We start from the raw sequence: 12,574 nt of genomic DNA, 5'->3' as shown, positions 1-12,574 counted from the left end.
CTTTTATAAAAAGTTATAGCCGACACTCTTCTCCGTACTTGCGGTGGTATCATAGTGGATAGTATGTGTAAACTCATTTACTTTTTAATTGTCCCTCTGACCCTACGACTATCGAATTTTTCAAGGCATTATTGTGCGATTAGCAAATTTCCCAAGGTTATTAACCCAAATTTAACCGGAAAATTAACCGTGTTCCTCCTATATTTTTCCCTCTAATTAGCTGCTGAATCGATTATGCATACTGAGCTGCTGATTGGATTGGTTAATTCAACATAAACCTTAAAAAAACCTGACAAATGAATAAAAAACTACGCGCGATTATTGGCATCGCCTTGCTGAGCACTGTTTTGGTGTCGGCAATCTCCTGTGTCAATGAAGATGAGCCCATGGCGGAACCTCATGGAACCATCACGGGTACTGTTACGGATGCCGATGGCCAGCCAATTGCCGATGTAAACGTCTCCCTATCCGGAATAGGGGAAGAAGAAATTGCTGTCACCACAGGAAGTGATGGTAAGTATATTTTTGAGGATGTCACGTTGAAAACACGTGCAGTGAAATTTTCTAAGCCGGGCTGGCTTGCAGTCAGCCTTACTGTAAATCCTGAGAAATATAACAGTGAAAACATCGCCACGGCAGATATCTCTTTGGTGTTTGCTTCAGCTAAGATTTCTGGAACGATCAAAGACGGTAAGAATCAGGATGCTCCCCTTGAAGGTGTGACCGTCAGTGTCGGGGTGGCCGGTACGGTTACCACTGGAAATGATGGCGTCTTTACACTGGAAAACCTGATCGTGGAAGAGTACACCGTCACCTTTACCAAAGCCAATTATGAATCCATCACCAAAACGGTCAATACCGATGATTTTGTAGATGGGGTTGCGGTCATGGACATTACGATGGGCAGCAATGAGATTCTCCGCGGACTTACTTATGCGGATCTCTTGACGGCTGAAAAGTGGTATTATAATGAATACCGAGGGGGGCGTAATGCGGATGTCTATCCTCGATGGGACTGGGCCTGTAATTACATGTCAGCACTTGACTTCCGTGGCGCATGGCAAGAGCAAAATGAAGGAACTACCCTTCAGATCAGAAACAATGAGGCTGACCGTAGCAATCCGGCAGATCTGAATGTATTCGATTCTTATGTCTATGGAAGTAAAATGATTACAGAGGACAATAAGATTTTGTCGCTGAGGGTAAGTGCACACAATGCAGATGAAGCGAGCCCGGCCTACTTCGGGGTTCAGGTAGTGGACCTGTCGGCTGCTGAGCCTACAGCAGTGAAAATCGGTGAAAACAGAACCTATGCTTCTGGAAGCTATGGAGATGTTGAATTTGACCTGAGTGATTATGTAGGCAAAGAGGTCATCATAGCTGTCGGGATTTATAGGCAATCTACAGGAGATTATTGGAAGCAACTGGTGCTTCGAGCAATTCGGTTTGCTGATCAAAAAGTGGAGAATTGGGATTGGCTGCCGGGCACAGAAGTGATCGAGGGCTGGAACCTGACACAAGAAACAGTACGCTCCACAATGCCGCATACCAAACAGTCCTTTACAGGAATCAGCCCCGTCAATGGTAACCGTGACAACTATGTGGACGCTTACCGCGCATGGCGCGAGGTGGACCATGTGGCCGCCAACTGGTTCTTTGTTCCGCTGAAGAAAGACCCGGAAGTATTCCCTTCAGAGGGCTATCTGATCAAAACCCGTAATACACCCGAGGAAGACTCTACCGTACCGGAAGCTTATTTATACTCGAAATTCTCAGTCAATTCCGGAAGCAATCAGTTGACCCTGAGTACCCGCAACTTTGGTGATAATTTCACCTATTTCAAACTCACCGCGATAGAAAACGACGGTACCGTTACCCATTTGGATCCCCAGACCAATACAGCAGATGAAGCCAGTGCGGCAGCAGACGGATGCTGGAAGTTCAAACATGGTGACGGAGGAGCCGGGAATCCGGAAGGTTACGCAGCTTTTGTGTATGACTTGTCCCAGTTTAATGGCAAAGACGTCACGCTCTCCTTGGGTGTGTACAATGTAGAAGCCAATACAGGCGAGAATAAACTGGTAATCCATCGCATCGATCTGAACTAATTCAATGAACCTTAACATGATACAAAATCGAATGATGATCACAATTATGAGTTTTGTTATGCTGTTTTTTGCAGCATGTAGTGAAAATTCATCTGACCCGGACCCAAAGAACCCTCCTGTGGAGGTCAGTCTTTCGGAACAGAATATCCTCAGGGCAATGGAACTGACCGATAATGCCGTCTCTGCCCACTTCACCGGGACAGGAATGGCCATGGCCAGGTATTACAATCCTTTTACGGATGTCCGTTCCGATGAAACCGGTAGTGTGTGGATGTACACGGCAGCTATAGAGGCTGTCAATGCAGTCCTTCATGGACTCCAAGCCCACAAGGAGCATGGAAACGCAATGCTTTATGACGAAAATTTCGACAAGTACGCTGAAATCTTAGGACAGCTGTATGACAATGCAGACTATTACTTGGGAACATTTGAGCTGGTATCCTATACCCAGACCAAAGAATGGTCCGTGTACGGGGTAAACCGGGGCAATGCCAAAGGGACAGCTAATGTAGCCGGGATCGAAAATGTGTACGATGATCAAATGTGGCTAGTCCGGGAATTGCTAGAATCCTACAAGATCACTGGTGAAACAGCTTATTTGGAAAAAGCGGAGTACCTGACAGCCTATGTGCTGGATGGCTGGGACAGTACCCGAAATCCTGATGGAACAGAGCGCGGCGGTATCACTTGGGGGCCGGGCTATGTGACCAAGCATGCCTGCAGTAATGGCCCCATGGTGAGCCCATTGGTATGGCTGCATGAGATCTATGAGGGTAAAGAAGACGAGATCACTTACCGATACATCGATGCGGAAGATAAACGAACCAGAAAGACCATGCAGGTGAATAAAAGTGAATACTACGCTGATTTTGCCAAAAAAGTGTACGATTGGCAAAAGGATCGTCTCTTACGGTCTGACGGAGTCTATGATGACATGAGGGGCGGTTGTTCTCCTGGAAACCCCCAAACGGAAACCATTGATGGGGTGGTTTACCGTAAAGGGATCAGTTGTCAAGACCGCGTAGGCCCTGCCATTTCTTATAACTCCGGGACCATGCTTTCAGGAGCCGCAGACTTGTACAGGGCAACCGAAGAAGATGCTTACCTTCAGGATGCCAAGGAACTTTCTGACGACAGCTTCCAATATTTCGCAAAACAAAACCAAACCCAGGATGGATATTACAGCTACGATATCAGTGGTTTCAATAACTGGTTCAATGGTGTATTGATGCGCGGATATGTGGATGTACATCCTGCCTATGGAGCTGCTTCTGAGTACATCGATACTTTCCAGCAGAACCTGGATTACGGCTACGAAAATTTCCTCCATGAGGGATTTCTTCCGACCAATCTGCTGGTAGGCTGGAGTCTTACGGCCAATAATAATAAAACCGAGGGAATGTTCAATTTCGCATTTGCAGCAGAATATGCCGTGTTGTCACGCTATGAACTGACAAAGTGATCTTGATTTTTTGGCATTCCAATATTGCTGGAATGCCAAAATTTTAACGCTAGAAAGTGTCTTATTCGACAATGATAAAAACAAAATAGCCTAAATCATATGCAAAAGATATATAAGCAATTATCCAAAGGACTGGTGAAGTATTCCCTGTTGGGAACAGCTTTACTGTACTTTGTTAATGCTCCTGTGCACGCTTCAGCGTTAGCTTCTAATCTTTCTCTTGTAGAAGAGCAGGATGTACAGGAGAGTGATAAAACCGTTTCGGGAACGGTGATATCAGAAGACGGTACTCCGATGCCGGGAGTGAATGTGTTGCTAAAAGGAACCCTGACAGGGACGACTACTGACATCGACGGGAAATATAAATTGACCATTCCTGATGATAACACGGTTTTGACTTTTTCATTTATAGGGTATGTCACCCAGGATGTCAACGTGGGGACACGATCAGTGATCGAAGTGAAGATGGTGCCGGATACCCAGCAATTGGGAGAGGTCGTCGTCGTAGGCTATGGAATGCAGGAAAAAGTAACCATGACAGGTTCCGTGTCCAATATCAAAGGTGACGAAATGCTCCGTACCAAAAATGAAAACCCACAGAATATGCTTACCGGTAGGATAGCGGGTGTACGTGTATGGCAGAAAAGTGCAGAGCCGGGTACGTTTAATGCCTCTTTTGATATTCGTGGATTAGGTTCCCCTTTGATTGTGATTGATGGTATTCAGCGGACCATGGCCGATTTTCAGCGGCTGAACCCTACAGATATTGACGAAGTGTCCGTGCTAAAGGACGCCTCGGCCGCCATATATGGAGCACGTGCTGCAAATGGCGTGGTGCTCGTCACGACCAAAAGGGGAAGTGAAAGTGGGAAGGCTACGGTCACTTACAATGGTTCCTATACCTTGCAGCGTCCTTCTGGATTTCCTGAGCTTTCGGATCCCTACCAGACCATGACCCTTTACAATGAAATGGCCATGAACAATATCAATGGGGGAAACCTGATTTATCAGGAAGATGATTTTGAAGCTTTCCGAACGGGACGTCGGCGCACAACAGACTGGAATGCATTACTGATCAGTGATTTTGCCCCGCAAAGCCAACATGACATCAGTATTACGGGAGGGACAGAGAAAACTCAATACTATATCGCCGGGGGATACCTTTATCAAGAAGGGATTTTCAAATCCGGTGACATGAATTACAACAAAATCAACCTGAGATCCAATATCACTACGGAAATCACCAAGGGCTTGGATTTTAACCTGAACCTCAGTGGAGTGGCCGATCAGCGAAATTCGCCCTATTCCAGTGCAGTGGACATTATTCGGAATTATTGGAGACAAGGAGTGCTTTTTCCCGCTTATGCAGATCCCGAAAATACCATGCTGAACTACGAAGGACTGGATTTGGAGCAGAATACTATTGCGATGATGAGGGCAGATGTCTCGGGGCATAGAAAGTACAAGCAAAAGTACTTTCAGTCTTCAGCATCCTTGGATTTCGATTTTGGCACTGTTTCCAGTGCCCTGGAAGGATTATCCGCAAAGGGACTTGTAAGTTTTGACTACCGGGGGGATGACAATGACATCTACCGCCGGGAATATTACCAGTACATGTATGATCCTGTTGAAGATTCCTACGTGTCAAAACTGTATAACAATAGCTCCCCTAACCAGATAAGAAGAGAGCTTTTTGCCAAACAGCAGTTTTTGGGCCAGTTTCTGATCAACTATAAACGCACCTTTGATAAGGTCCATGCTGTCTCCGGACTTTTGGGTTTTGAAACCCAAAATCGGAAAGGGGATAACTTTTATGCACAACGTGACCTGGCCTTTGCCATGGAATATCTCGTGGGCGGCATGAACGAAAATCAACAAGGTGGTATGCAGGGCGGTTCTGGAGACTTGTATGAGATATCTAACTCGGCCATGTTTGGAAGGGTAAACTACGCATATGGAGAAAGGTACATTGCCGAGGTGCAGTTCCGTTACGATGGATCGTCCAAATTCGTCGAGACCAATCGATGGGGCTGGTTCCCATCTGGATCCATCGGCTGGCGACTATCTGAAGAGCCTTTCTTTAAATCCGTTTCAGCACTCTCTTTTGTGGACCAACTTAAATTCAGGGCCAGTTACGGGATGACAGCCGATGATGGATCGTTGGCCTATGATTGGTATCCAGGTTATATATATCCTGCTACCAGCGGAAATGCCCAGCAAGGGTATTACAACCAGTATGCTCCCGGATATATGCTCAATGGGGAATTTGTGTACGGGGCCTCTGCGGTTGTCCCGAATGAGAGCCTATCCTGGTGGACTGCCAAGACATTTAACGTAGGGGTGGATTTCGAAGCTTGGATGGGCAAGTTCGGCTTTTCCCTGGACTATTTTGACCGGCGTAGAGAGGGATTATTCTCCACACGGTCGGGCGATGTGCCTTCAGTAGTAGGTACTGGAGCTCCCAGGGAAAACACCAACAGTGACCGTCAATTCGGGATCGATCTCGAACTTTCACATCGAAATAGGATAGGAGAAGTTTCCTATGGAGTGAAAGGAATTGCAACAATTACGCGAAGACAACACTTGATCGCTGCGGAGAAGGGGCCTTATGGCAATTCCTACGACCGCTGGCGCAATGACAACCTGACCAACCGCTATCAAGGAGTGCAGTTTGGCTATGTATCCGCAGGCCGATATACCGACTGGGAGGATATCTGGTCTTATGACATCTATAAGGATAGGGGCATCTTGCCGGGAGATTATAAGTATGAGGACTGGAATGGTGACGGGGAGATCAATGGTCTGGACCAGCACCCCTTTGCCTATGACCAAACCCCTTGGTTAAACTTCAGTTTGGCACTTGATGCTACTTACAAGAATTTTGATATGAGCGTCCTTTTACAAGGTACTGCATTGGGTTCTATGCAGTACCAAGAACCATTGTACTCCATTTGGGGGAGCAACGGTGGGGGTGCGCTGGAGCAATATCTCGATCGCTGGCATCCGGTGGATCCCTTGGCGGATCCCTATGACCCCGAAACGGAATGGGTCAATGGATATTACGGCTATACAGGCAACTATCCATTCGGGAATTCTGAATTTAACAGGGTAAGCACCGATTACCTGCGCCTGAAAAGTATCGAGGTCGGTTATACCCTAAAACCATGGAGGAGCCCTTCTACCAATATCCGATTCTATGCCAATGCCTATAACCTCTTGACTTTTACAGGGGTGAAATTTGTGGATCCTGAGCATCCCGGAGATGAACTGGGAAGAATGTACCCCTTGACCAGAACCTACACACTAGGGGTGACGGCGTCATTTTAACAGCAGCTAGATGAGACCTTGGAACATTAAAATGAAATACATCATGAAATCGAGCATAGCGAAGCATGTTACACACAGCAATGATGATTTACCATACGAGATTCCGTATGGCCAGAAAAATAATTATAATCATATGAAAATAAATATCATATTACTGATATTCAGTGTATTGTACATTTCCAGCTGTACGGATCTGGATGTGCCTCCTCCCAATGTAATCGGTGACGAGACACTCATGACCAGTGAATCGGGAATGGATGTGTATATCGCAGGGATGTACAGCAAGATGCCCTTTGAGGAGTTTAAATATATGGCACAGTGGGGTGTGGAATACAATTCATGGCTTGGTTCTCTTGGGATTGAGGGGACCGGAGAAGCGGTAAACCGTGATGGAATCAGTTCGGCCTTTACCGGTGAGAGGACTCCATATTGGGGGATGGCTTTTCGCTTGTTGAGGGAAGCCAATTACTTGTTGGAAAAATTGCCGGAATATGCAGATGCCTTTCCTGAGGTGACCTATAATCATTATTTAGGTGAAGCCTATTTTGTCCGGGCCTTTGTGTTTTCTGCCATGGCAAGACGCTTTGGAGGAGTGCCTTTGGCGACAAGGGTGCTACGCTATCCAGCAGACGGCGAAAACTTGGAAATCCCACGCTCTTCGGAGGAAGAAACCTGGGACCAGGTATTGGCAGATTATGACCAGGCAATCGAATTACTCCAACCCACCAGCCCAAAGCCCGGATATTCCAATAAGTATGTGGCCCTTTCTTTTAAATCCGAAGCAATGCTTTATGCAGGCAGCGTGGCAAAGTACAATGAAACCGTGCCAGGAAGACTTACAGGTACCGGACTGAAGACAGGGGTCAGGGTCATCGGATTTTCAGAAGAAACGGCTCAATCCGCATCGGTAAGGTACTTCAGGGAAGCCTACCTGGCTGCCAATGAAGTGATCAGTAGCGGCCGCTATTCGCTCTATAAGAGAAAATGGGCTGCAGACGATCCTGAAGCGCAATACCAAAATATGGTGGACATGTTCAGCGATGTTACCAGTCCTGAGAATATTTATGTAAAGGAGTATGACTTTCCAGTGGCGACCCACGGTTATGATGCCTACAGTGCCCCTTTTATTTTCAAGGCTCCATTGGCTTCAGGTACCTGTCCGACGCTGGATTTCATCGAGTTGTTTGAAGGCTTTGACCGATATCCCGACGGAACGATTAAGGTGACCAACGGCTCCACCAATACAGAAGGAGATTACCTGATGTATGATACGCCTTTGGATTTCTTCGAAAATGCGGAACCACGTCTTCGTGCCTATGTTATTTTTCCAGGGGATATTTTTAAGAACCAGGAAATTGAAATCCGCGCCGGCGTGTACACCGGATCAGAACCGGTCCAACCACTCTTCAATGATTATTCCTACGCGACCGCAGAGACACGATATCAGCAGTTGCCCCTATATACACAGGCACCCAAAGAGCTCTTTCTCAGTGCCAGGGAGGGAGGGAGCCAAGAGTTGGTTACCTTCCAGGGAGAGCAAATCCCCGCAGCCGGTGCCAACGGCCCGTTCTACAACAATGGAGAAAGTACGCTTACTGGACTATATGGCCGTAAATGGCTGAATCCTGACCCTTCTTTCGAAGCGGGCGAAGGCAGGTCTGATCAGCATTTTGTGTTGATGAGGTATGCCGATGCATTGCTCAATGCAGCCGAAGCGGCCGTAGAGCTTGCCCTGGCAGGGGAAGCTTCCCCTGATGGATCGGATATGCTGCAGGTGGCCACTTCCGGTATCAATGAAATCCGTGAAAGAGCAGGGGCTACTTTGCTGACCGGAATGCTTACTTCCGATATAGAAAGCCGCAATATTGTCCGTAAGGAGCGTAGAAAGGAACTTGCCCTGGAGCATAAAACCAAATGGGACCTGCGCCGATGGAGAGTGCAGCATTATGAGCAAAGAGACGGGTTTTGGGGAGAGGCCCGGGACAAAGAGGACTTTAGCATGAATTCCCGCTATCGCTTCAGGGGACTCTATCCGTTCCTGTCAACCGAGAGTGGAAAATATTTCTTTGACGCCCGTTTCCAATGGGTAAGCTTGAAGACTTTCGAGTACAATATTATCGACTACTATTTCGCCATTCCAGGTGGGGAAGTCTCCAAGAGTCCGGTCATAGACCAACAACCCAACCGATAAGGCATGATCAATAACCTAGAATTTCAAATGATGAAAAATATAGCATACCTAGTATTAGCTGCGCTGTTTTCTCTCAGTTCTTGCAGCATGTTTGAGCTGGATAACTATGAGCTGCCTGCGGAAACACTCCAAGGAGAAGTCGTGGACATGGAGACCGGAGAGCCGGTGCTCACCGATCAGGGAAGTGAAGGAATACGGGTCCGGTTGACCGAGGTGAGTTGGGGGGATAATGCCTCTCCTAATCCCGACTTCTTTTGCATGCCGGACGGGACCTTTCAGAATACCAAACTGTTTTCTGGAACCTACAATGTCCGTATCGACGGGCCGTTTATCCCACTTATCCGTGAAGATGAACGCGGGGTGCCGCTAGCCGACGAAACACAGACGTTGGACATTCAGGGAGTTACCAATGTCAGGTTTGAAGTGCAGCCTTTTTTGAGAGTGGAGTGGGTCAAAGAGCCGGAAGTGATCAACGGGAAGGTAAGGGCCCAGATAAGGGTGACCCGTGGTTTGTCAGAAGAAGCGTTTCGCGATAAAATCGAACCCATGGGTGGTTACAGCGACAGTTTTCAGAATGTGACCGATATCCAGTTGTTCGTCAGTTATTCTTCTACTGTAGGCTACCGTGCCCGTGATGAACGCTGGTCCAGCCAGTTGGAATTTTCCGGGTCTTCGTTTAATTCCATGCTTGGTGAGACCATTACCATTGAATCAAATGGTACGATCCCCGAGGGCAGAATGGTCTTTGTCAGGGCGGCCGCGCGAATCAATTTTGATACGCCAAGAGGAAGCGGTACCAGACGATGGAACTACAATGAACCACGTCAGGTATTGATTTATTGATTTGAAAGTGCATGAAAAAGGCAATTATGTAAATTGACACTCCGTATATATAACCTCAGTTTGACTATAAATTCGATATCATTCCGAGCTTGTCTGGTGCCAAACAGGTCTTTCTGCAGCTATAGGTAGGCCCTTTAGGATGGGGTGTGAATCCGAAAGGGCTAAGTGGAGACTGCCGCGGCTTCCACAGCACAACCTTCCTCAACACCTCGCAGTGACGGTTTTTAAATCGAACTCAGGTATATAGTGATCAAAGTAGGTTGTTGAGCCTCTTAGCTGCGGGACAATCTGAAAATTGCCTTTTCCTAACTACCATTTAGTTAACGGTGAAATGACCTTTTGACGCTACCTGGTGGACAGACGGGTAGCGTCAAAAGGTGACACCTAAATCGTATCCCCTGAGCTAAACATTAGAAACTTTATACCCATGCAAAAAACTGCTTTATTATACCTGATCCCTGTTCTCTTATTACTGGCTTGCGCCAAGCCTGCCCAATTTGGGGAGAATGCTGCGAGGCCAAAAGGAGAAAAAACGGCTTTCCAAACCTCCAACCCTTGGAAGCCGGTAACTGATGTTCGGGCGGACGTAGCAATTGTCTATAGTGTGAAGGACCATCACGGAAAGGCTGATATGACCTTTGAAGAGCGCGTCAAGACCTGGAGAGACAAAGGATATACCACCCATTTTATGACGGGGATTGCCTGGGGCGAGTATCAGGATTATTTCACGGGTGAATGGGATGGGGAATGGCACCTGGATGAGGGGCAGGTTACTCAACAAGGCGACACACTCTGGCATGGACACATGGTCCCTTATATCGTGCCGTCGCAGAATTTTATCGAATACATGAAGGAGAAGGTGATCAAGCGGGTGATTGATGCGGGGATAGATGCTATTTACCTTGAAGAACCTGAATTCTGGGCCAAAGCAGGTTACAGTGAGGCATTCAAAAGGGAGTGGAAGGATTATTACGGTTTTGACTGGAGACCACAACATGAATCCGCTGAAAACACCTATTTGTCCAATAAGCTGAAATACCATCTGTACTACCGGGCGGTGGAGCAGTGTTTTTCCTTTGCAAAGGAATACGGCAAAACCAAAGGTATGGATATTAGATGTTACGTACCGACGCATTCCCTGGTGAATTATTCCCAGTGGATGATTGTCAGTCCCGAGGCCAGTCTGGCCTCCCTGCCCAGTGTGGACGGTTATATCGCACAGGTATGGACGGGTACTTCACGGGAGCCCAATTATTTCAATGGCCAGGAAAAGGAGCGGGTATTCGAAACAGCTTTTCTGGAATATGGTTCCATGGAATCTATGACCGCTCCTACCGGAAGGAAAATGTACTTTCTGACGGATCCGATCGAAGATTGGCCGCGGGATTGGGCTGACTATAAGAAAAACTACCAGGCTACCTTTGCAGCACAACTGCTTTATCCGATGGTTGCCGATTACGAGGTGATGCCATGGCCTGACCGGATTTACGAAGGACTTTACAGAACCAGTGCAGACAGTGAGGAGAAAGCACCAATTCCGCGTTTTTATTCCACCCAGATGCAGGTGATGGTCAATACGCTGAATGATATGCCCCTGTCTGACAACAACGTGAGCGGGGCACAAGGAGTTGGGGTCTTAATGTCCAATTCCCTTATGTTTCAGCGTTTTCCTACCCATCAGGGCTATGATGATCCACAGCTGTCCAATTTTTATGGTCAGACCATGCCGCTGCTAAAGCGTGGTGTGCCTGTTAAGACCGTCCATATTGAGAATGTGTCCTTTCCGAGAACCTGGGATGGCCTGAAAATTCTGATCATGTCTTATTCCAATATGAAGCCGATGGAAGAAGAGGCCCATGGACATATTGCGGACTGGGTCAAAAAGGGAGGTGTTTTAGTCTATTGCGGTAGGGATAAAGATGCCTTTCAGGGAGTTCAGGAATGGTGGAATAAGGGTGAAAATACCTTTAATGCTCCATCCGAGGACCTGTTTCAGAAGTTGGGGTTGAAAGCACCTTTCGCGGCAGGGGAATTCACCTATGGCAAGGGCAAAGTTGTCGTTATGCGTGCTGATCCGAAGGAGTTTATTCTAAAGGAAAACAATGATTTGGAGTTTGTGAATACGATCAAAAAGCTATATGGTTCAGAACCAATATCTGGCAAGCTGGAATTCAAAAATCACTTCTCTTTGACCAGAGGCCCTTATGAGATCATTTCTGTGGTCAATGAAAATGAGCATACTTCTCCTTATATCGCCAGGGGAAAATTCATTGATCTGTTTGATCCGAAGATTCCTGTTTTGGACGAAAAGAGGGTGCAGCCCGGGGAGCAAGCCTTCTTGTACAATATCGAAAGTGTCAAGAATCCACAGATCCCACGGGTTTTGGCGACAGCCGCTCGGATTTATGATGAAAAAATAACCACAAACGAGTATGCATTGGTGGCAAAGAGTCCCCTGAACACCACGAATGTCATGAGGATTCTCCTTCCTGAACAAGCATCAGCTATTGAGGTTAGGGATGTAAATGGAGAGACATTGCAGGCAGAGAGTTCTTGGGATGAAGCCAGCAAAACCTGTTTTCTGAGTTTTGAAAACAGCCCAGAAGGAGTTCATGTAACACTTAGCTGGTAATTCAGGCCTGT

The 12,574-nt window shown here is 47.0% G+C and carries 6 protein-coding genes; all 6 read left to right on the top strand.

The features are described from left to right. The first annotated feature begins 296 nt into the window (after positions 1-296). The 6 genes from FKX85_RS02355 (at position 297) to FKX85_RS02330 (ending at position 12,563) form a co-directional block, all read left to right on the top strand. Complete coding sequence (locus FKX85_RS02355) at positions 297-2,108, top strand: carboxypeptidase-like regulatory domain-containing protein (protein ID WP_141613204.1); 1,812 nt, start codon at positions 297-299, stop codon at positions 2,106-2,108. Between the two features lie 31 nt (positions 2,109-2,139). Then, on the top strand, positions 2,140-3,570 hold the full coding sequence (locus FKX85_RS02350) for a glycoside hydrolase family 76 protein (RefSeq protein WP_229239737.1): 1,431 nt from the start codon (positions 2,140-2,142) through the stop codon (positions 3,568-3,570). Between the two features lie 99 nt (positions 3,571-3,669). Further along, positions 3,670-6,897: a SusC/RagA family TonB-linked outer membrane protein gene (locus FKX85_RS02345; RefSeq protein ID WP_141613202.1), complete on the top strand. Its 3,228-nt coding sequence runs from the start codon at positions 3,670-3,672 to the stop codon at positions 6,895-6,897. 43 nt (positions 6,898-6,940) lie between these two features. Then, complete coding sequence (locus FKX85_RS02340) at positions 6,941-9,088, top strand: RagB/SusD family nutrient uptake outer membrane protein (RefSeq protein WP_210416900.1); 2,148 nt, start codon at positions 6,941-6,943, stop codon at positions 9,086-9,088. Positions 9,089-9,115: 27 nt separating this feature from the next. Then, the gene (locus tag FKX85_RS02335) at positions 9,116-9,931 is read left to right on the top strand and encodes a DUF3823 domain-containing protein (protein WP_141613201.1); all 816 of its coding nucleotides are present in this window, start codon (positions 9,116-9,118) and stop codon (positions 9,929-9,931) included. A gap of 427 nt (positions 9,932-10,358) precedes the next feature. Further along, positions 10,359-12,563 (top strand): hypothetical protein, encoded by a 2,205-nt coding sequence (locus FKX85_RS02330; protein WP_141613200.1) that lies wholly within the window; start codon positions 10,359-10,361, stop codon positions 12,561-12,563. Positions 12,564-12,574 lie beyond the last annotated feature (11 nt).

It is taken from the genome of Echinicola soli (assembly GCF_006575665.1).
Taxonomy (GTDB): domain Bacteria; phylum Bacteroidota; class Bacteroidia; order Cytophagales; family Cyclobacteriaceae; genus Echinicola; species Echinicola soli.
Note: the sequence above shows the minus strand (reverse complement) of the source record. Positions and strands in the feature narration are given on the sequence as shown.

Bases quoted from the DNA above. Each gene is read 5' to 3' on its own strand.
- FKX85_RS02350 (WP_229239737.1), top strand. From the start codon at position 2,140: ATGATGATCACAATTATGAGTTTTGTTATGCTGTTTTTTGCAGCATGT.
- FKX85_RS02345 (WP_141613202.1), top strand. From the start codon at position 3,670: ATGCAAAAGATATATAAGCAATTATCCAAAGGACTGGTGAAGTATTCC.
- FKX85_RS02340 (WP_210416900.1), top strand. From the start codon at position 6,941: ATGAAATCGAGCATAGCGAAGCATGTTACACACAGCAATGATGATTTA.
- FKX85_RS02355 (WP_141613204.1), top strand. From the start codon at position 297: ATGAATAAAAAACTACGCGCGATTATTGGCATCGCCTTGCTGAGCACT.
- FKX85_RS02330 (WP_141613200.1), top strand. From the start codon at position 10,359: ATGCAAAAAACTGCTTTATTATACCTGATCCCTGTTCTCTTATTACTG.
- FKX85_RS02335 (WP_141613201.1), top strand. From the start codon at position 9,116: ATGATGAAAAATATAGCATACCTAGTATTAGCTGCGCTGTTTTCTCTC.